The sequence below is a fragment of the Desulfovibrio legallii genome, from assembly GCF_900102485.1.
In the GTDB taxonomy this organism is placed as follows: Bacteria; Desulfobacterota; Desulfovibrionia; order Desulfovibrionales; family Desulfovibrionaceae; genus Desulfovibrio; species Desulfovibrio legallii_A.
In genome coordinates, this window is record NZ_FNBX01000002.1 from 204786 (window position 1) to 225393 (window position 20608).

Sequence of the window (20608 nt, forward strand, 5' to 3'; positions counted from 1 at the left end):
GCGGTGCGCTTATAAAGCCCCGCCCCGGGGGGGGCTGACGGTACATCGGTCACGCCCCTGGGCCTTGGCCGCGTACATAGCCCGGTCCGCCCTGTCGATCCAGCGGTCCAGGCTTTCGCCGGGTTCGCGCACGGCCACGCCGATGCTGACGGTCATGGGAATGCCCTTGGGCATGGGTTCGGCCGCCACGGCCCGGCGGATCCTTTCCGCTGCGTTGCGGGCCGCCTCCAGGGGCATGTCAGGCATAAGGATGACGAATTCCTCGCCGCCGTAGCGGGCCAGCACGTCGGATTTACGCAGGTTCTGCGCCACGACCTGGGTGGTGCGCTGCAGAACCACGTCGCCCACGGCGTGGCCGTGCTCGTCGTTGACGCGCTTGAAGCCGTCCAGGTCAAAGAAGAGCAGGGCCAGGGGGCTGCCGGTCCGGTCCGAGCGGGCGATTTCCCTGTGGGCCTCGGCATAGAGGTACAGCCGGTTGTGGACCTTGGTCAGGAAGTCGTGGGTGCTGAGGAAGCTGATTTCCTGCTCTTTGAGCTTGCGGTCCTCAATATTGCGGCTGACGCCTACAGTTTCGATTTCGCCGCCCTTGTTGATCAGGTATTTGAGCTTGTATTCGATCCAGACGGTGCCGCCGTCCGCGCGGTAGAGCTGGATTTCATTCTGCGAAACGATTTCGGCGGCGGGGCTTTCCCGCAGCCGACGCACGGCCGCCGTCATCTTGCGCTTCATGGCGCGCAGGAATTCCGGCGGCACAAATTTTTTCAGATCCAGGGTCAGCAGGGTTGCGCTGTCAAGGCCGGTGAGCTCTTTGACGCTGGGGCTCGCGTAGACGAAGCGGTCCCTGCTGACGTTGTGCATCCAGATGAAGTCCACCGTGTTTTCAGTGATGAAGCGAAACTTCTTTTCACTTTCGTCCAGCGCCTGTACGAGTTTTTCCAGGCGCTGGGTTTTTTCGTGGATTTCGACCACCCTGCGGGCGTTCTGGTGGAGCAGATCGTGCATTTTGAGGCTGCCCTCGATGAGGGCGCGCATGCGCTCGATGAGCTCAAGGATCTCCGGCGAGAAGTGGTTTTCCTTGCGGTCCAGCAGGCAGATGGTGCCGAAGGGCTTGCCGTTCGGATAGCGGATGGGAAAGCCCAGGTAGGCCACCATATGATGTTTGAGATCCGGATTGTGGCCCCAGCGGGGGGATTGCAGCGCATTGGGCACCAGCAGCCTCTCCTGCGCGGCGATGACCCGCTCGCAGTAAAGGCCGGAATCTGGCAGGGGCGTTGTTTCCCCCACCCGGTAAGGGTTGCCGGCGGTCTGGCTGGCGACCAGCACGGTAAGCTCGTTGTGGTGCAGCCCCATGATGAGCCCCACGGGCACCTGCGCGATATGGGCTATAAGATCGACGACCCGTTGCCATTGCGGCAACAGCGCGTCAGGCGTGTTCTGGTTCATGGCGGTTCCTGTATCTGGGCTGCGCGACAAGCGTTTTGAACTAAGAAGAATAGCTAAGAAGACTTGTTCTCGTCAAGAGAGTCTGCCGCCGGACCGGCCCAGGCGTCTGCGCGCCGCAGGCCCGGAATCTCCGGCCGTCGCGCCGGAGACGCCCGCGCCAGGGGCAGGCCCCCGGCCGGGCTGCTGGCGGCGGCGCGGCAAGGGACGGGTTTCTGGGGCGCGCCCTCAGATGGGCAGACGCATAACGCAGTAGACGTCGTTGCGGTAGCGGTTGTCGCGCTTGTATTCGCGGTAGCCGCGCGAGCGGGCGCAGCCCACGGCGTAGAGCACGCCTTCCGTGGATTCCAGGTAGGAGCGGCTTTCCCCTTCCTTCAGGGCCTGCCAGGTCTCGTGCGGGCGGCAGGAGCCGCCGGCCGGCAGCTCCGGCAGGGTGGAGGCGATGACCGTGCCCGCGGCGTCCGCAAACAGGGCCGCCGCACCGTGCCGCACCTGGCCGTGCTCGTCCTTGGGCAGCGTTTCCTGCAGCATGCCCTGGAACTGGGGCTGGGCGTCAAAAACAATGCCGATGCCGCCCACGGCCCGTCCCCCCTGCAAGGGCAAGATCGGGGCGTTGTAGATATAAGTGGGCCGCGGTTCGCCGTCGGGGCGGTAAAGATCCGTAGCGCGGAAGGGGGAGACGGCGTAGTTTTCCGGATCGTCCAGGGCTAGGGTCTGGCGCACATAGTCCTCGGTTATCGGATTGCCGTAGCGGTGGCGTTCCGTCTCCTGCGAGCAGGCCCGCACCACGCCCTGGGCGTCGTACAGAAAGAGGTTCGAGTACACCGTATAGTAACTGTTGATGTAGGCAAGGATGCCCTCCAGCTGCCGCAGGTCCTGCTGGTCCAGGGCAGGCTTGGACAGCGCGGCGCGGAAGTCGCGGGTCAGGGCCCACCAGCGGCAGTCGTTGGCGCGCTCATAGAGGTTGCGGTCCATGATCTCCACGGTGATGGAGGCCAGAAAGGCCGCGTCGCGCAGGCGCGAGGCCGTGACGGTATTGAGCAGTCCGTCGGTGAAGTAGTGGAATTCGCGCTCCATCTGGCCGCCCATCTGGCGCACGGCGTCCAGAATGGGGGGCAGGGCCTGGGCTGCGCCGCGTTCTTCCTCCCTGGCGTTGGAGCTTTGGCGGGCGGCCATGATCTGGCCGTTCTGGGCGGCCAGGGTCAGATCGCCCAGCACGTCTCCGGCCTGCTCCTCAATGCTGATGAGCTGGGCGGAAAAATCGGCCTCCCGCCGCACCAGGGCCGCGTCCAGCCCCGCCTCCGCGCCCCGGGCAAAGGCGCTGTAGGCCCCGCGCAGCACATGCGCCTGCCAGGGCTGGCCCACATACCCCTGGTAGCCCGCCGAGGGGCGGGTTACGGCCAGGCCCGTTTCGCTGCCGAAGCGGGTTACAGCATAGCCTTCCGGCGTAGAGGGGCGGTAGGTGCGGCCCACGGGGGCCAGGGCCCGGTCGCTGCTGGCAAAGGCCGTGCCCTGCGCGTCCAGGAGCAGGATGACCATGTCGTCGGCAAAGCGGGCCAGGCCGGAAAAGAGATCCGCGGTCTCGCCGTCCATATCAAACACCAGGCAGAGCACGCCCAGGGGCGCGTCTTCGCCTTCCGCCCGGATGGCGTGGGAATAGACCAGGGCCGCGCGGCCGTCCAGCGCCAGGTCTGTCTGGCGGAAGGTTTCCACATACTCGGCGGCGGCCAGGGTCTGGGCGACGAGCGGGTCGCGCGAACGGCGCACGGGCCGGAGCGTGTCCAGCTGCACGCGCACGTTGCCTTCCGGATCCAGGATAAGGATGTCCCGGTAGACGGAGTATTTGGCGCGGTAGGCGGCCAGGCGTTCGCGCATGGCGGGCACGTCCGGCCTGGGGTCGCACAGAAAGTGGACAATGTCCGCATCCGTGGCCAGAAAGCTCACGTCGGCCGTGCGCTCGTAGAGGTTGCGCTTGATGATGTCCATGGCCACCTGGGCCACGGGGGCCATCTCCCGGATGGCCCTGGCCAGGAATTTTTCGGCCAGCATGGCGGTCAGGTTCCGTCGCAGGTCGGCGAAGGTATCCCTGGTCTTGAAGATGAAGTCGAACAGCGTGGCTGCAATGGAGTTGCAGTTGATCTTGCCCGTAAGGGCGATCCAGGTCCACTTGCGCTCCAGCTGGGCAAAGACGCTCTGGCAGCGTTGGATTTCCGGCATAAAGGGGAGGAGGTTTTCCAACGCCTGTTGTCTGCAGGTTCTGGCGTCCGGCATGGGAGTCTCGCTTTTTTTTGCGCGGCGCAAAAACCGCGCGAAGGCCATTGGCTTTTCTCTTTCTCTGTCGTGGCAAAGCAAAGGCTGTGCCATTCCCACGGCAGCGCTGCAAACCGCGGCACGCCGACGCCGCCCCCAGGACGCTGAGCCTTTTTTGTTTCGCTGGGCTGCAGGCCTAAAACGGAATTGCGCCGTCCCGGCACGGCCTGCGGCTGCAGGCGTACGTCGCGTACAGAGGGGCTTCATCGGCAAAAACGGCAAAAGTATAAGGGCCGTGCCGGGCTGCTGCGGCTTTTTTTACCGTATTTCGCCGGAAGGCGGGGAATCCCCCGTGGGGCGGCGCTGCTGGGGCTAATGTCGTGGGCGTTATGGCCGAAAAGTTTCCTGAACGACGCGGGGGGGCGTCAGGGGGCTTCCGGCGGTCGCTCTTGCCCGGAAAAGCGGGGCGCGTTGCGCGGCAAGCGGAATTCTGCTAGGTTGCTCCTTTATCATACTTTTCAGGGATAATTAGCCTTCCGGGCACGGCGGCAGCCTTTGGCCGCGCGGTCGGAAGGGCAAGCTGCTGTTTCCCGGCGTCCGCGCCGGTCTGGAGAGCGCGTCATGAAGTTGAGCACCAAGCTGGCATTGTCGTTCTGTGGCCTTATCGCCGTTCTGCTCGTGCTGTCTGCGGCGGCCCTGCGCAACATCGCCGCCATGAACGAACGCATCAACGAGATGGACGCCGTCTGGCTGCCCTCGGTCATCGCCATCCAGTCCATGAATGTGGACCTCAATGCCGTGCGGGCCGACCTGGCCTCCATCCTTTCGCAGAGCTATGTGGAGGAGATCCGCAAGTACGAAAAAAGCCTGGCCGTCTCCCTGGAGAATATCCAGAAGAACTACGCCCTGTATGCCTCACTCCTGGACGTTCATCCCGCGGCTTCGGACAGCCGGGATAAGGAGCTCATGGCCCGGATCGCCGATCTTTCCAAGGAAGAGGACGCCATCCGCGCAAAACTGGTCAAAAACATGCTGGATGGCCGTCGCGGCCCGGCCAATGCCCTGTTCAACAGCAAGTACCGGCCCGTGTTTGACGCGCTGGGCAAAACATACGCGGCGGCTGTGGAGCTCAACGTCACGGGCAGCCGCGAAGTGGCCCGGCAGGCGGCGGAAATCGGCCTGCGCGCCCGCAATATGACCATTGCCCTGGCCCTGATTGCCGTGCTGGTGAGCCTGGGCATCGCCTGGCGCATCACCCGTTCCGTGGGGGTGCAGCTGGGCAAGGATCCCGGAGAGCTGGCCGTCATTGCCCGGCGGGTGGCCGAAGGGGACTACAGCCTGGACGACAGCAGCCCCAAAACCGGCGTTTACGCCCACATGGCGGCCATGGTGACGGCCCTCAAAGAGCACATAGCCACGGCCAGGAGTGAATCGGCCAAAGCTGTGGCCCAGTCCCAGAAGGCCGCGGCGGCCCTGCAGCAGGCCGAGGAGGCCGGGGCGCAGGCCACGGAGCGGGCCCAGGCCATGCGCGAAGCCGCTCAGGGCCTGGAGGAGGTGGCCAATGTGGTTTCCTCCGTTGCCGCGCGCCTGGCCGCGCAGATTGAGCAGTCCGATCACGGCGCGCAGGAAACCTCCCAGCGGCTGGCTGAAGCCGCCACGGCCATGACCCAGATGAACGCCACCGTGCAGGAGGTGGCCAAAAACGCGGGCGCGGCCTCCGCCGCCTCAGGCGACACCCGCGAGAAGGCCGAGAGCGGCGCGGCGGTGGTGCGCCGCTCCCTGGAGAGCATCGACGCCGTGCAGCAGGTTTCTGTGGAGCTTAAGGGCGATATGGGCAGGCTTGAGGAGCACGCCCAGGCCATCAGCCGCATTATGGGCGTCATCTCGGATATTGCGGATCAGACCAACCTTCTGGCGCTCAATGCCGCCATTGAGGCCGCCCGCGCGGGCGAGGCCGGGCGCGGCTTTGCCGTGGTAGCCGACGAGGTGCGCAAACTGGCCGAAAAAACCATGGCTTCCACCCACGATGTGGGCAGCGCCATCAAGGCCATTCAGGAAAGCGCCGCCCAAAGCGCGGCCTCGGCCGACAATGCCGTGGCGCGCATCGGCGAGGCCACGGGTTTCGCCCGGCAGTCCGGCGAGGCGCTGGAGGCTATTGTCAGCACGGTGGAAACCACCGCGGATCAGGTGGGGGCCATTGCTGCGGCCAGCGAGGAGCAATCCGCAGCCAGTGAGGAAATCAACCGCACCATCAGCGAAGTGAGCGACATGTCCCACCAGACCGCCAAATCCATGACCGAGGCCGCCCAGGCCGTGGCCGACCTCACCGCCCAGACGCGCCGCCTTATGGATCTTATGGGCAGACTGCGCGCGCGATAGCTCCAGCGCGGCGTGGGAACACGGCCCCGGCGTTACGGCATTTCAACGTTGAAATGCCCTGGCGGTGCGCCGGGCAGCCGCTCGCCGTGCAGGCGCAAGCGCAATTTATTGGCGCTGGCAAACGCCGAAACGCGCGTGCCTTAACCTTTGAGAATGCCTGTTCTCAAAGGTAATCTGCTTTAATAGACCAGCGCTTCGGGCAGCACGCAGAAATCCGCGGGCGCGCCCGGCTCCAGCCGCCCTGCGCCGCTGGCCCGCAGGTTGAGGGCCGCCGCGCCGTTGACTGTAAGCATGCGCACCAGGGCTTCGGGCGGCACGTCCAGGGTCTCGCGCAGCCACACGGCCTCCTGGCGCACGTCCAGGTCGCGGTTGGAGGTCAGGCCGTCCGTGCCCAGGCAGAGCAGGCAGCCGCTTTCCATGAGTTCCCGCACCGGGGCCACGCCCACGTCCAGATGACGGTTGGAGCGCGGGCAAAGGCAGAGGGCCGCGCCGCTGGCCGCCAGCACTTCCACTTCCTGCGGGTCCAACTGCACGCCGTGCACGGCCAGCGTGTCCGCCCCCAAAAGCCCCAGGCTCAGGGCGTAGGCCAGGGGCCGCAGGCCCGGCGCGCGCCAGTCCGGCGGCAGCACCACGTCCGCATAGCATTCCCGCAGGGGGCCTGTCCCTGTTGTTAATAGCTCGGTTTCTTCTGGCGATTCGGCCAGATGGAAGGAGAACACCCGCCCCATGCGGCGGCAGTTTTCGCGCGCGGCCCGCAGCACGTCCGGCCCGGTGGAGTAGAGGGCGTGTCCGCCCGGGGCGCAGCGCGCCGCCAGAAAGGGGTCTTCTTCGGCGGCTTCGCGGCAGCGCGGCGGCCAGGGGCCTTCGCCCTGGGCAAAGGGCGGGCCGAAGCCAAACCATTCGCAAAAATGGCTCACTGTAAGCCCGGCGGCGCAGGAGGCCGCATCGGCCGCCAGAATGCCGCCCGGCAGGGATCCGGCCACATTGCCCACGCAGCGCGTGCCCGTGCCCGCCATATCCGCGCAGGCGGCCTCCACGGCTTCGGCGGCCAGGGGCGCGCTCAGCAAGGGGATAAGGCTCCTGAGCCAGGCCGTGAAGCCCGCATCCCAGCGGGTGCGCCCGGCCAGGTGGGAAAGCTCCAGGTGGGTGTGGGCATTGACGCAGGCCGGGGCCAGGCACACGGGGCCCACGTCCCGCACCAGCGCTCCCGGCGGCAGGGGCGTGGAGCCCCAGCGCCCCACGGTTTCCACCAGGCCGTGGCGCACCACCAGCACGGCGTTGTCCAGGCGCTTCAGGGGCGCAAACAGATGCGCGGCCCTGGCCGGCCCCTCCCCGGCCAGGGGAAGCAGGCTTTTGGCCCGGATGGCCAGCGCTGTCCCCGCGTCGGGCGGGGGGCCTTGGGGCGCGGCGGCGTCGGGCAGGGGGGGCGGCGCAGGGTTCACGGGGGCTCCGGGTTCAGCGGCCCCGGCGGGCAAACTGCCCGCCGGCCACATAGAAGGTGTTTTCCACAATGAACAGGGCGTGGGGGTCGATGCTGTAGACCAGATTTTCCAGCCGCTTGAGGGCCACATTGTTGGTGACGGTGACCAGAATTTCGCGGTCCGCGCCGGAATAGGCCCCCTTGCCGCGCATGAGGGTCACGCCGAAGCGCTCCGAAACCAGAATGCCTTCGCTCACTTCCTCGCCGTGATCGGAAATGACCATGACCAGCTTGTAGCGGTTGAACATGCCCAGCACATATTCCAGCGTCTGGGACGAGATGAACATCATGATCATGGAAGCCACAATGGTGTCCAGGGGCATGTGCGCGGCCGCCGTAAGAAAGAGCAGGCAGTTGAAGGCAAAGTTGAACTGGCCGATGGGCACGTTCCAGCGGTCTTTGAGGGCCACGGCGATGACGTCCGTGCCGCCGCCGCTGCCCAGGGTGCGCAGCATCATGCCGCCCGCCGTGCCGTGCAGCACGCCGCCCACCACCGCAGCGTAGAGCTCCGTCTGCAGGGGAATGGTGAAATTGATGCAGAAGCCGAACAGGGTGGTGCAGAGTGTGCCGTAGGCTGTGTAGAGCAGAAAGCGGCGGCCCACGGCGAACCAGCCCAGCAGGTAGACCGGCGTGCAGAGCAGGGCGTACCAGATCAGGGGGGTGAGCGTGTCGGACCAGTAGCTGGTAAGCAGGGCGAGGCCCATGACGCCCCCGGCCAGAAAGCCGTGGGGCGCGGCCACGCCCTGAATGCAGAGGGCCATGAGCAGCGAGCCCAGGGTGAGCCAGAGCAGGTTCCACCAGACGGCCCGGGCCCGCGCGACGTTATGGGTATAGAGTTTCATAGTTGTTGTTTACAGCAGCCCCCAGGCCATTTTGACGGCTACAAGGATAAGAAAGCAGGCAAAGCCTTTTTTGAGCTGGGCGGCGGGCAGGGCGTGGGAAAGGCGCGCGCCCAGGGGCGCGGTGCAGAAGCTGGCCGAGGCTATGCCCACCAGGGCCCAGAGGTTGACAAAGCCGATGCTGGCGGCGGGCAGATCCGGCCGGCCCCAGCCGCCCACGATATAGCCCAGGGCGCCGGCCACGGCAATGGGAAAGCCGATGGCCGCCGAAGTGCCCACCGCGTGGTGCAGGGGCACGTTGCAGAAGGTCATGAACGGCACGGAAAGCGTGCCCCCGCCAATGCCCACAAAGCTGGAGACGAGCCCGATGCCGCCGCCCACGCAGGCCGTGCCCAGGGGACCGGGCATGTCGCGGCTGGCCGGGGGCCGGTAGTTGGAGAGCATCTGCACGGCCACCACCAGCAGAAAGCAGATGAAGAAAACCTTCAGAAACATGGTGGGCAGGTGGGTGGCCACCAGGCCGCCGCCGAAGGTGCCCACCAGGATGCCGGGGGTGATGGCCTTAAAGATATCCCAGTGCACGGCCCCGCGTTTGTTGTGCGCGCGCGCGCTGGAGACGGAGGTGATCATGATGCTGGCCAGCGAAGTGCCCAGGGCCATCTGCTGCACATACTGGGGCGGCACGCCCACAGTGGGAAAGATGGCGAGCATCATGGGCACCAGCACAAGGCCGCCGCCCACGCCCAGAAGTCCGGCCAGAATGCCGGCAATAGCCCCACAGCCAAGATAGGCCAGCAGTGAAAGCAGCATGACCCCCCTCCCTGTTCGTCGAGTTCTGAAGTCGTGTCGTCGTTGTGTTTCCCCGCTCCAGGCGCACGCGGTCGCGGCCGTCCGGCGCGGCGGGCCCGGCAGCGGGCGGCTTCGGGGGGCGGGGCGGCGGCGCGTGTATCCATAACTAGTCAAAGCCCCAAGGGGCGTCAACCGACTTTTTGCTTTACAAAGGCCGGGGCCGCGCCTACATTTTCCGCATGAAGACCGCCACCCCCATGCCCGGCAGCCCCTGGCCGGGCGGGCTTCGAGCCCCTGGTCTGCCGTTTTTCCCGGCTCACAGGCCGTTTCTTTCCACCCCCGTTGGTTTCAGCGGGGATTTTTTTTGACCGGGCACTGCCATGCACAGCACAGATACCTACCAATGGCCCCACAAGGACTTGCTGGACGTCACCCAGCTCAGCCGGGAGGATGCCTTCCACCTGCTGGACCTGGCCGCCAGCTTTCAGGAGATCAACCGCCGGCCCGTCAAGAAGGTGCCCACCCTCAAGGGCAAGACCGTGGTGCTGTTTTTTGTGGAAAACAGCACCCGCACCCGCACCTCCTTTGACGTGGCGGGCAAGCGCCTTTCAGCGGACACCTATTCCCTGGCCAAGACCGGCTCCAGCCTCAACAAGGGCGAAAGCCTCAAGGATACGGGCCTGACCCTGCAGGCCATGGGGCCGGACGTCATTGTCATCCGCCACCCCAGCAGCGGCGCGGCGCGCTTTCTGGCGGAGCTTCTGCCCTGCGGCGTGGTCAACGGCGGCGATGGCTGGCACGCCCATCCCACCCAGGCTCTGCTGGACTGCTTCAGCCTGCGGGCGGCCTGGGAAGGCCGGTTTGAAGGCCGCACGCTCCTGATTCTGGGCGATATCGCCCACAGCCGGGTGGCCCGCTCCAACGTGCACCTGCTGCACATGCTGGGGGTGAAGCTGCGGCTCTGCGCGCCGCGCACCCTCTTGCCCGCAGGCGTGGAGCACTGGCCCGTGGAGGTTTGCTGCGACCTTGCCCGCGCCGTGCGCGACGTGGACGCGGTCATGTGCCTGCGCCTGCAGCTGGAGCGGCAGCAGGCGGGGCTTTTGCCCGACCTGGCGGAATATTCCCGGCGTTTCTGCCTGGGCGCGCGGCACCTTGAGCTGGCCCTGCCCGGCGCGAAAGTGCTGCACCCCGGCCCCATGAACCGGGGGCTGGAAATCGCCGACGACGTGGCCGACGCCCCGGCAAGCCTGGTGCTGGACCAGGTGGCCGCCGGCGTGGCCACGCGCATGGCGGTGCTCTATTTGCTGGCCACGCGCCGCGACGGAGGACGCGCATGAAACTCTGCATCCAAAACGCCCGCCACCTGGAAGCCCCGGTGGACCTGCTGACGGCAGACGGCAAAATCCTGACCATGACCCCGGCGGGGCACTGCCCGCCGCCCGAAGACTGCGAGATTTTCGACGCCCACGGCCTGACCCTCATGCCCAGCATGACGGACGCGCACACCCATCTGCGCGAACCGGGCTACGAATATAAGGAAGACATTGCCTCCGGGCTGGAAGCCGCGGCGCGCGGCGGCTTCGGCACGGTCATGTGCATGGCCAACACCAGGCCGGTCAACGATACGGCCAGCGTCACCGCCCACATGCTGGAGCGCGCCCGCCAGAGCCACCCCCACGGCCCGCGCCTCTGCCCTGTGGCCGCCGCCAGCGTGGGCCTTAAAGGCGAGGAGCTGACCCCCCTGGCCGAGCTCAAGGCCGCGGGCTGCGTGGCCGTGTCCAACGACGGCAGACCCTTGGAAAGCGCCGAAATTGTCCGCCGGATCATGGAATATGCGGCAGACCTTGACCTTATCCTCATCGACCACTGCGAAGACCCGCACCTGGCCCGCGGCTGGCGCATGCACGAGGGCGCGACCAGCGGGCTGCTGGGCGTCAAGGGTCAGCCTGCCGCGGGCGAGGCCGTGCAGGCCGCGCGGGACATTATGCTGGCCGAGTATCTGGGCGTGCCCGTGCACATCGCCCACGTTTCCGCCGCGCTCACCGTGGACGTCATTGCCTGGGGCAAGGCGCGCGGGGTGCCTGTGACGGCCGAAACCTGCCCCCACTACCTGCTGTTGGACGAAACGGCCCTTGAAGGCTACAATACGCTGGCCAAGGTAAGCCCGCCCCTGCGCACGGCCGAGGACCGCGCGGCCCTGCGCCGCGCCGTCAAGGACGGCCTTATCGACATCCTGGCCACGGACCACGCCCCCCACGCCGCCCATGAAAAAGAAGGCACCCTGGACGAGGCCCTCTGCGGCTTCACGGGCCTGGACCTGGCCCTGAGCCTGACCTGGGAGCTGGTGCGCGAAGGCGCGCTGACCGAAGCCGACCTCCAGCGCCTGTGGTGCCGACGGCCGGCGGAAATTTTCCACCTGCCTTGGAACGGCTTCGCCCCCGGCGACCCGGCGGACTTCTTTCTGCTGGATCCGGCGGCCGTCTGGATCCCCGGCAGGGAGACCATGTATTCCAAAAGCCTGAACACGCCCTTCCTGGGGCGCGAGCTGCACGGGCGCGTCGTCCACCATTGGCTGGGAGGCAGGCGGCTGTTCTGATCCCGGCGGTCGGCGTCCGCCAGCGGCATACGGGAGGAGATATGCAAAACTTTCTGCACGATATGGGGCTCTTTCGCGAGCAGTGCCTGATCAACGGCGCATGGCGCGGGGCCGACAGCGGCAAGGTTCTGCGCGTGGACAACCCGGCCGACGGCAGCCTGCTGGGCCAGGCGCCCGACTGCGGCGCGGCCGAAACGCGCCAGGCCGTCGAGGCGGCCCAGGCCGCCTTTCCCGCCTGGAAGGCCAGAACGCCGCAGGAGCGCGGGGCGCTCTTGCGCGCCTGGGGCCAGGCCATTGAGGATAACCTGGAGGATCTGGCCCGCCTGCTCACCCTGGAGGAAGGCAAACCCCTGGCCGAAGCCAGGGGCGAAATCCGCCAGGGGGCGTCCTACTTCCCCTGGTACGCCGAGGAAATCCGCCGCTGCGCGGGCGAGGTGACGCCCGTGTTCCGCGCGGGCGTCCAGGCCCTGACCCGGCGCGAGCCCGTGGGCGTGGCCGCGGCCATCACGCCCTGGAACTTCCCCATGTCCATGCTGCCGCGCAAGGTGGCCCCGGCCCTGGCCGCGGGCTGCACCATGGTGGTCAAGCCCGCCAGCGCCACGCCCTACAGCGCCCTGGCCCTGGCCGAGCTGGCCCAGCGCGTAGGCCTGCCCGCGGGCGTGCTCAACGTGCTTACGGGCGGGGCCAGGGCCATCGGCGGCGAAATCACCGCCAATCCCCTGGTGCGCAAGCTGAGCTTTACCGGCTCCACAGCCGTCGGCAAGGAGCTGGCCGCCCAGTGCGGCCCCACCCTCAAGCGTCTTTCCATGGAGCTGGGCGGCAACGCGCCCTTCATCGTCTTTGCGGATGCGGACCTGGAGCGCGCCGTGCCCACGGCCCTGGCCTGCAAATTCCGCAACGCGGGGCAGACCTGCATCTGCGCCAACCGTTTTCTGGTGGAGCGGTCCGCGTACGAGGCCTTTGCCCAGGGCCTGCTCGCCAAGGTGCGCGCCCTGCGCGTGGGCAACGGCCTTGACCCTCATACGGACATGGGCCCCCTTATCAATGCCGACGCCGTGGCCCATACCGACGCCCTGGTGCGCGACGCCCTGGATAAAGGCGCGCAGCTCCTGGCCGGCGGCAAGCCCCACAGCCTGGGGGGCAATTTTTACGAGCCTACCTTGCTCACGGGCCTCACCCCGCAGATGCGCATCTTCCGCGAGGAAATTTTCGGCCCCGTGGCGGCGCTCATGCCCTTTGACGCCGAAGAGGAAGCCGTGGCCTTGGCCAATGATACGGAATACGGCCTGGCTTCCTACGTCTGCACCAACAACATGCCCCGGATCTGGCGGCTGTTCCGAGATCTTCAGTACGGCATGGCGGGCGTTAACGACGCCGCCCTGGCCGCGGCGGAAACGCCCTTCGGCGGCACCAAGAACAGCGGCCTGGGCCGCGAAGGCGGCCGCGAAGGCCTGCTGGAATATATGGAAACCCGCTACCTGCTGCTGGGCGGCCTGGAAGGATAGCGCGCCGCGCAAGCGGCGCTTGCGCGTATGGGCGCAGCGTTGCGGCGTTTGTTTCGGAACCGCGCGGAGGGGTCACCCTTGCGCCTTGGCGGCGGCCCGCCGTCCGCGCAGCCGCGTGTCCGTTCACGCAGCCGCAGCGCAGGCCGCGGGTGCAACGCTCCAAGGAGGATAGCCATGCCTTTGCGTCAACCCGTGGCTGCGGGCCGGTTTTATCCCGATGATCCCGAAGCCCTGCGCGCGGCCCTGCGGGCCTGCCTTACGCCCAAAGAACTGCCCGATCCCGCCGGGGCGCGCCCGCACGGGGCTGGTTCCCGCCTGGTGGGCGTCATGCTGCCCCACGCGGGCTATGTTTACAGCGGCCGGGTGGCCGGAGCCGTGCTGGCCGGTCCCTGGGGCGCGGGCACGGTGGGCGCGGCCCTGCCGCGCCGCTGCATTGTGCTTTGCCCCAACCATACCGGCCGGGGACACCCCCTGGGCGTCTGGCCTGACGGCGCCTGGCGCACCCCCCTGGGCGACGTGCCCGTGGACGCGGGCCTGGCGGCGGCGCTCTGCGGCCGCGGCGGCTTTGCCCCGGATACGGACTGCCATCTGGGCGAACACGCCATCGAAGTCCTCCTGCCCTTTCTGCAATATCTGCCCGCGCCCGCAGCGAACGCCGCACCCGGCATGAGTGCCGTTTCCGGGGCGGACGCGGCACCGCCCTCGCAGGCCCGCGCCATTGTGCCCGTATGTGTGGGCGTCCGGCGGCCCGAAGTCCTGCGCGCCGCAGGCCTGGCCTTGGGCGCGGCCCTGCTCGTTGCCCAGGCCGAGGACGACCCCGTGGGGCTCATCGTCAGCTCGGACATGAACCACTACGAAGACCAGCAGACCACCCTGCAAAAAGATGGCCTGGCCCTGCAGCAGACCCTGGCCTGCGACCCCGACGCCCTGCTGACCACCGTGGAGCAGAGCCGCTGCAGCATGTGCGGGGCGGCCCCCATGGCCGTGGCCCTCTACGCCCTGCGCGCCCTGGGCGAACCCTGGGCTGAGCTGGCCGCCTACGACACCTCGGCCAGCGCCACGGGCGACGCCGCCCAGGTGGTGGGCTACGCAGGCCTGCGCTTCGGCGTGCAGTAGAAGGAAGATTTTTTTGTGGGGGAAGGGGACTTTTGAGCGCTGCTGTCTTCGCCCGTAACTAGCGCTGCTGTCTTCGCCCGTAACTAGCGCTGCTGTCTTCGCCCGTAACTAGCGCTGCTGTCTTCGCCCGTAACTAGCGCTGCTGTCTTAGCCCGTAACTTCCTTCGTCGTAACGGGCTAAGCTGAACAAAAGTCCCCCCTTCCCCCCACGCCCCCTGTCCCCTTCAAAAAACTTTTTCCCCTCAGGGTGGCGCGACAGGCGTACTCTGGGCAGACGATCGCCTGAGTGCTCCCGGCGCGTCTTTCCCCGACAGTTGCGGCGCGGCATAAAGGGGCGCAGAGGGAGGAAACCCTGTAAAAAGTTTCCTCCCCCGAACCGTTGTTACTTGCTGGCCTCATCCACCAGGAAGACGATGGAGTAGTACGGAATGCCGCTGTGCAGGGAAAGACCGATCTGGCAGGTGCGGCTGGAGGAATAGCCGGCCTCGCAGGCGCTGACCTGCATGCGCAGGCTTTTGAGGGCGGATTCGTTGAGCTCCGGGTGGGTAAAGCCCCGGTCTCCGGCCCAGCCGCAGCAATCTATGCCTTCGGGCACTACCACGTTTTCGGCGCACTTTCTGGCCAGGGCTTCCAGCTTGCCTTCCAGGCCCATTTTGCGCATGGAGCAGGTGGCGTGCAGGGCCACGGTTTTGGGCAGTTTTTGGAGGGGCAGGGCGTCCATCAGGTTGTCCATGATGAATTCCACCGGTTCATAGAAGCGGATGGCCGGATCCAGGGTTTCCTTCATGTGCAGCAGGCAGGGGCTGGTTTCGCAGAGCACGGGGTATTCCCCGTTGTTGCTGGCCGCCTTAAGCGCCGCTTCCAGCTCTTTTTCCTTTTTGCGGGCCGCGTCGGTAAGGCCCTTGCTGGCAAAGGCCATGCCGCAGCAGAGCTTTTCCATATCCTTGGGCAGGATGACGTCGTAGCCGCCCTTGAGCAGCACGCTCACCACGGCCTCCGGCTCGCTGCGGCGGTCGGCGTGTTCCGCGCCGGGGCCCATGTTGCGGGCAATGCAGCTGGGGAAGTAGACCACCTTCTTGGGGTTGGGGGAGGGTACGGCGGGCAGGTGAAGTTTGCGGCCGCCTTTGGGCATATCTTTGTTCCACAAGGGGATTTTTTTGCAGCTGAGGCAGCGCAGCAGGCGCGCGCCGTTCTGCATGACGGTGGTGCCCAGCAGGCGGTGCAGGCCGTCCGCGCTGTTGAGCATGAAGGACATGGCCCGGCAGGTTCCGGCAAAGTGGTCGGCTATGCCGTTGGCCAGTTTGTTGGCGCACGCGCCCGCATCCTTGTGGCGCAGGCTTTTGATGAACACGCCCGTATCCACGCCCGCGGGGCAGCGGGGGCGGCAGAGGCTATCCGTGGCGCAGGTGGCCTTGCCCATGTATTCGTAGGCTTTTTCCAGCTGCTTAAGGGCCGGGCTTTTGGGCTCCGCCGCGCGCAGACGACAGATTTCACGGTAGGCGGCGATGCGCTGGCGCGGGGTGAGGGTGAGCTCGCGCGAGGGACAGACCGATTCGCAGAAGCCGCATTCCATGCATTTGTCCGCCAGGGGATCCGCCGGGGTGAGGGGCTTGAGGTTTTTGACGTGGCCTTGCGGGTCTTCGTTGAGCAGCACGCCGGGGTTGAGAATGCCCTGCGGGTCCAGCAGGTTTTTGATCTCCTTCATGATGGCGTAGGCCGTAGAGCCCCATTCCAGCTCCACAAAGGGGGCCACGTTGCGGCCTGTGCCGTGCTCGGCCTTGAGGGAGCCGTCGTATTTTTCTGTAATAAGTTTGCTGAAGTCGTCCATAAAGGCCTTGTAGCGGGCCACTTCGGCGGGCGCGCCGAAGTCCTGCCAGAAGACGAAGTGCAGGTTGCCGTCGCGGGCGTGGCCGAAGAGCGGGGCCACGCTGTAGCCGTGGCGGGCGAAAAGCGCCTGCAGGTCTGTGGCGGCTTCGCCCAGGCGGTCCAGGGTAAAGGCCACGTCCTCAATGACGATGGAGGTGCCCACGGGCCGCATGCCGCCCACCGAGGCCAGAATGCCTTTGCGGATGCGCCAGAGCTTGCCGTACTCCTCTGGTTTGTCCGTGAAGGCGTAGGGCCGCACAAAATGCACATCCTTGAAGGCCTCATTGATGGCGGCGATGTTGGCGTTCAGCCCCTCCTGGTTGGGGGCGCGGGTTTCCACCAGCAGGGAGCAGACCTGATCGTCCAGGGTTTCCAGGCCTTCGGGCAGGCCGGGCGTGCCTTCTACAGAGCGCAGAGAGGCGCGGTCCATAAGCTCGGCGGAGGCAACGGGCAGGCGCGCCACGGCCGAGGCCAGGTCGCAGGCGTCCTTCACCGTGGGCAGGAGCAGCAGGGCCGAGGCTTTGAAGGGGGCTTCCTCCACCGTGCGGTAGGTCACCTCGGCAATAAAGCCCAGGGTGCCTTCGGAGCCCACCATAACGTGCTGGAGGATTTCAAAGGGGTCTTCAAAATCCACCAGGGCGTTGAGGCTGTAGCCCGTGGTGTTTTTGATCTTGAATTTGCGGCGGATGCGCTCGGCCAGGGCCTGGTCGGCCAGGGTTTTTTCGCGCAGGGCGGCAAGGCCCGCCAGGATGTGGCCGTGGCTGCGGGCAAAGGCCGCGCGGCTTTTGGCGTCCGCCGTATCCAGCAGCGCGCCGTCGGCCAGGATCATGCGGGTGGAGAGTACGGTTTTGTAGGAATTGTCCGCCGTGCCGCAGCACATCCCGCTGGCGTTGTTGGCGAAAATGCCGCCGATAAAACAGCTGTCTATGGAGGCCGGGTCCGGCCCGATTTTTTTGCCGAACTCGGCCAGAATTTTGTTGGCCCCGGAGCCGATGATGCCCGGCTGGAGGGTGATTTTTTCCGCTTTTTCGCCCACCCGCCAGTTGCGCCAGCCCTTGCCGATGCGCACCAGCACGGAATCCGTCACGGCCTGACCGGAAAGGCTGGTGCCCGCCGCGCGGAAGGTTACGGGCACCTGCAGCCGGTGGGCCAGGCCCAGCAGCTCCATAACTTCGGCCTCATCCAGCACGTCCACCACCAGCTTGGGGGTCAGGCGATAGACGCTGGCGTCCGTGCCGTAGGCCAGCAGGCGCAAGGGGTCGGTATGGATGCGGGCCTTGGGGATAAAGGCCGAGAGTTCCGTCTTGAATTCTTTGTAGGGCGAGGGGAGCATGGGGATCCTCCGTGCGGACGGCGCCGCCTTTGGGGTGACAGCCTGCGCAGCGGCTCTGCGAGGGGACGTCCGGTCTGGGCGACGCGCGGGAAGGCCTTTGCGCGCCGGACGGCCGGGCAGTCAATGTGCGGCAAGCGGGACGGCGTCCGGCAAGGGCTGGACGCAATGTTAATTAATAGTATCGATTCTCGCGATAAAAATCCACTGCTTTAAGTGGGGGTGGCGGGCCTGGTTCGGCTTCGTCCGGGCGGCGTACTGAAAACGTTGTTCAAGGTACGCCTTACGCGGCCCCTGAGAGAGAAAAAATTTTTTGAAGGGTGGGGGGCGTGGGGGGGGAGCCCTTTTCCCCCGCAACAGCTCTCCTTCATATCCGCAGCAGGGGGGCGGCGGTCTGGGCCATGAGGGCATGGCCCGCTTCGGAGGGGTGGAGGCCGTCGCTGTAGAGGGCGGCCAGGGCGGCTTGGGGGGTGGGCGCGGCTGCGGCGTGTTTGGCGAAGCCGCGGGCGAAGTCCAGGCAGGCGAGGCCGAAATCTGCGGCCAGGGTGCGCAGCCAGGGCTGGAGGGCCGCGTAGGCCGTGCGGGCCTGGTCCATATCCACGCTGCCGAGCAAGGGGAAGGTTATGGGATCGTGGAGGGGAATGGGCACGCCCAGGATGGGGCGCACGCGGGCGTGGAAGCACTGTTGGACCAGGGCGAAGATGTTGGCCCGCACGGCTCCGGGCCCGGCCCCCAGGGCCAGGTCGTTGAAGCCGCCCATAAGGCAGACGGCGTCGGCCTCCTGGGCCAGCACGTCGGCCTGGAGACGGGCCAGCATGCCTGCGGTGGTGTCGCCGTTGATGCCGGCGTTGCGCACGTCAAAGCCGGTCAGTTTGCCCAGCAGGGTGGGCCAGACGCGCGGGCGCGGCACGCCGTAGCCGTAGGTGAGGCTATCGCCCAGGCAGACCAGAATCATGCGAACTCCTTGCGCGCCGCGGTGCGGCGGTTGGCCTCAGGCGCGGCTGCGGGGCAGCAGCAGGTTGAGCAGCACGCCGGTGACGGCGGCCAGGCCGATGCCGCCCAGCTTGAAGCTGCCGATGCTGAACTGCATGCCGCCCACGCCGAAGATGATCACCAGGGCCACGATGATCATGTTGCGGGGCTCCATAAGGTCTTTGCCCGCGCGCACCAGGGTGTTGAGGCCCACCACCATGATGGCCCCGAAGAGCAGGATCATGATGCCGCCCATGACCGGCACGGGTATGGCCCCCAGAAACGCGCCGATCTTGGCCACGAAGGAGAGCAGAATGGCGCAGAGCGCGGCCCAGGTCATGACTGCGGGGTTGAAGGCGCGGGTCAGGGCCACGGCTCCGGTCACCTCGGAATAGGTGGTGCAGGGCGGGCCGCCCACAGCCGCCGCGACCATGGTGGCCAGGCCGTCGCCGAACATGGTTTTGTGGATGCCGGGGTCTTTGAGGTAATCCTTGCCGGTGACGGAGCTGATGGCCATGATGTCGCCGAAGTGCTCAATGACCGGGGCCAGGGTGATGGGAATGATGAAAAGGACGGGCTCCAGGGCGAATTCGGGGAAGATGAAGTGCGGCAGGCGCAGCCAGGGCGCGGCGGTGATGCTGCCCCAGTCGCCCACGCCCAGGATAAGGCAGGCGATGAGCCCGGCGACGATGCCGCAGAGGATGGGCGTGAGGCGCAGAAAGCCCTTGCCCAGCAGGGAGACCAGCACCGTGGCGGCCAGGGAGGTCATGGAAATCCAGAGGGCCAGGTTGCCGGGCACCAGTTGCTGCCCGCCGTCGCCGGTTTTGCCCAGGGCCATGTTCACAGCCACGGGCGCGAGCACGAGCCCGATGACCACAATGACCGGCCCGGTGACGATGGGCGGCAGGAGGCGCAGCACAAATTCCGTGCCGCGCCAGCGCACCAGGGCGCTGACCACAAAGTAGACAAAACCGCAGCAGACCAGCGCGCCCAGAGTCTGGGGCATGCCCCAGGTCTGCACGCCGTAGATGATGGGCGCGATGAAGGCGAAGGACGAAGCCAGGAATATGGGCACCCGGCCCCTGGTGCAGAGCTGGAAGAGCAGGGTGCCCACGCCCGCTGTGAACAGGGCCACGTTGCTGTCCAGGCCGGTGAGGATGGGCACCAGCACCAGCGCGCCGAAGGCCACAAAAAGCATCTGCGCGCCGAGGACGCAGTCGCGCAGGCGCAGGCGGTAGTCCGTAGGGGCGGCCGCGGGCCGCGGGTTTTGGCTGGTCATGGGGCGCTCCGTTTATTTGGTGCCGAAAATGCGGTCCCCGGCGTCGCCGAGGCCGGGGATGATGTAGCCGTTTTCGTTCAAGTGGTCGTCCACGGCGGCGGTGTAGATATCCACGTCCGGGTGCCGGGCTTCCACTTTGGCGATGCCTTCGGGCGCGCAGACCAGGTTCAGGCTGCAGATCTGACGGCAGCCGTGCTTTTTGAGCAGGTCAATGGCCGCGATGATGGAGCCGCCCGTGGCCAGCATGGGGTCCAGGATGATGGCCAGGCGCTGGTCCAGGTCGCTGGCCAGCTTCACATAGTATTCCACAGGTTCCAGGGTGCTTTCGTTGCGGTACATGCCCACCACGCTGATGCGCGCGCCGGGGATCATGTCCAGCACGCCGTCCATGAGGCCCAGGCCCGCCCGCAGGATGGGCACCACCGTCACCTTTTTGCCGGAGATGACCTCCACTTCCACCGGGCCGGCCCAGCCCTCCACGGTAAGGGGCTCCGTAAGCATGTTTTTGGTGGCTTCGTAGATGAGCAGGCGGGCGATCTCGTTGGAAACGGTGCGAAATTCGTGGGTGGAGGTGGCAGCCTGCCGCAAAATGCCCAGCTTGTGGCGCACCAGGGGGTGATCGACAATATGCACGGCCATGGGGATTCTCCTGCTGACTGGTAACACTGTGTTTTATAATACTAAAATCGAAACAGCCTAGGCGCTTGATGCGATCCTGTCAAGGCCCCGGCGCAGAGCGCACGGGCCGGAGGCCCAAAAAAAGCGGG

At 66.5% G+C, this 20608-nt stretch carries 14 protein-coding genes; 5 read left to right on the top strand and 9 right to left on the bottom strand.

The window, feature by feature from the left end; genetic code table 11:
- Positions 1 to 9 precede the first annotated feature (9 nt).
- Together BLS55_RS02090 and BLS55_RS12050 are read right to left on the bottom strand one after the other, a co-directional pair.
- A complete protein-coding gene (locus tag BLS55_RS02090) occupies positions 10 to 1443 on the bottom strand; it encodes a diguanylate cyclase (RefSeq protein ID WP_092152707.1) in 1434 nt (477 codons plus the stop codon).
- 225 nt (positions 1444 to 1668) lie between these two features.
- Positions 1669 to 3657 (bottom strand): cache domain-containing protein, encoded by a 1989-nt coding sequence (locus tag BLS55_RS12050; protein ID WP_180365363.1) that lies wholly within the window; start codon positions 3655 to 3657, stop codon positions 1669 to 1671.
- Between the two features lie 654 nt (positions 3658 to 4311).
- Here BLS55_RS12050 and BLS55_RS02100 point away from each other — a divergent pair.
- Positions 4312 to 6069 carry a methyl-accepting chemotaxis protein gene (locus BLS55_RS02100; RefSeq protein ID WP_092152708.1) on the top strand — a complete coding sequence of 586 codons (1758 nt, stop codon included), beginning with the start codon at positions 4312 to 4314 and terminating at the stop codon, positions 6067 to 6069.
- Positions 6070 to 6248: 179 nt separating this feature from the next.
- Here the strand turns inward: BLS55_RS02100 and BLS55_RS02105 are convergent, their stop codons facing one another.
- From BLS55_RS02105 to BLS55_RS02115, 3 genes are read right to left on the bottom strand one after another with little or no spacing between them, the layout of a single operon-like run.
- Positions 6249 to 7511 carry an amidohydrolase family protein gene (locus BLS55_RS02105; protein ID WP_257243100.1) on the bottom strand — a complete coding sequence of 421 codons (1263 nt, stop codon included), beginning with the start codon at positions 7509 to 7511 and terminating at the stop codon, positions 6249 to 6251.
- Between the two features lie 13 nt (positions 7512 to 7524).
- On the bottom strand, positions 7525 to 8391 hold the full coding sequence (locus tag BLS55_RS02110; RefSeq protein ID WP_092152710.1) for a YitT family protein: 867 nt from the start codon (positions 8389 to 8391) through the stop codon (positions 7525 to 7527).
- A gap of 9 nt (positions 8392 to 8400) precedes the next feature.
- Complete coding sequence (locus BLS55_RS02115; RefSeq protein WP_092152711.1) at positions 8401 to 9198, bottom strand: sulfite exporter TauE/SafE family protein; 798 nt, start codon at positions 9196 to 9198, stop codon at positions 8401 to 8403.
- Between the two features lie 359 nt (positions 9199 to 9557).
- On the opposite strand from BLS55_RS02115, the gene BLS55_RS02120 reads away from it, so the two are divergent.
- The 4 genes from BLS55_RS02120 (at position 9558) to amrB (ending at position 14394) form a co-directional block, all read left to right on the top strand.
- Positions 9558 to 10514: an aspartate carbamoyltransferase catalytic subunit gene (locus tag BLS55_RS02120; protein ID WP_092152712.1), complete on the top strand. Its 957-nt coding sequence runs from the start codon at positions 9558 to 9560 to the stop codon at positions 10512 to 10514.
- On the top strand, positions 10511 to 11773 hold the full coding sequence (locus BLS55_RS02125; protein WP_092152713.1) for a dihydroorotase: 1263 nt from the start codon (positions 10511 to 10513) through the stop codon (positions 11771 to 11773). Before BLS55_RS02120 ends, BLS55_RS02125 begins: the two co-directional genes overlap by 4 nt.
- A gap of 41 nt (positions 11774 to 11814) precedes the next feature.
- Positions 11815 to 13278 (top strand): NAD-dependent succinate-semialdehyde dehydrogenase, encoded by a 1464-nt coding sequence (locus BLS55_RS02130; RefSeq protein ID WP_092152714.1) that lies wholly within the window; start codon positions 11815 to 11817, stop codon positions 13276 to 13278.
- 174 nt (positions 13279 to 13452) lie between these two features.
- Positions 13453 to 14394 carry an AmmeMemoRadiSam system protein B gene (amrB, locus tag BLS55_RS02135; RefSeq protein ID WP_092152715.1) on the top strand — a complete coding sequence of 314 codons (942 nt, stop codon included), beginning with the start codon at positions 13453 to 13455 and terminating at the stop codon, positions 14392 to 14394.
- Between the two features lie 382 nt (positions 14395 to 14776).
- Here amrB and BLS55_RS02140 read toward each other — a convergent pair whose 3' ends face one another.
- The 4 genes from BLS55_RS02140 to upp form a co-directional block, all read right to left on the bottom strand.
- A complete protein-coding gene (locus BLS55_RS02140) occupies positions 14777 to 17593 on the bottom strand; it encodes an FAD-binding and (Fe-S)-binding domain-containing protein (RefSeq protein ID WP_092152716.1) in 2817 nt (938 codons plus the stop codon).
- Between the two features lie 364 nt (positions 17594 to 17957).
- Positions 17958 to 18545, bottom strand: coding sequence for a GDSL-type esterase/lipase family protein (locus BLS55_RS02145; RefSeq protein WP_092152717.1), 588 nt, complete (start codon positions 18543 to 18545; stop codon positions 17958 to 17960).
- 36 nt (positions 18546 to 18581) lie between these two features.
- On the bottom strand, positions 18582 to 19841 hold the full coding sequence (locus BLS55_RS02150; RefSeq protein ID WP_092152718.1) for a uracil-xanthine permease family protein: 1260 nt from the start codon (positions 19839 to 19841) through the stop codon (positions 18582 to 18584).
- A 12-nt stretch (positions 19842 to 19853) separates the two neighbouring features.
- Positions 19854 to 20480 carry a uracil phosphoribosyltransferase gene (gene upp, locus BLS55_RS02155; protein ID WP_092152719.1) on the bottom strand — a complete coding sequence of 209 codons (627 nt, stop codon included), beginning with the start codon at positions 20478 to 20480 and terminating at the stop codon, positions 19854 to 19856.
- Positions 20481 to 20608 lie beyond the last annotated feature (128 nt).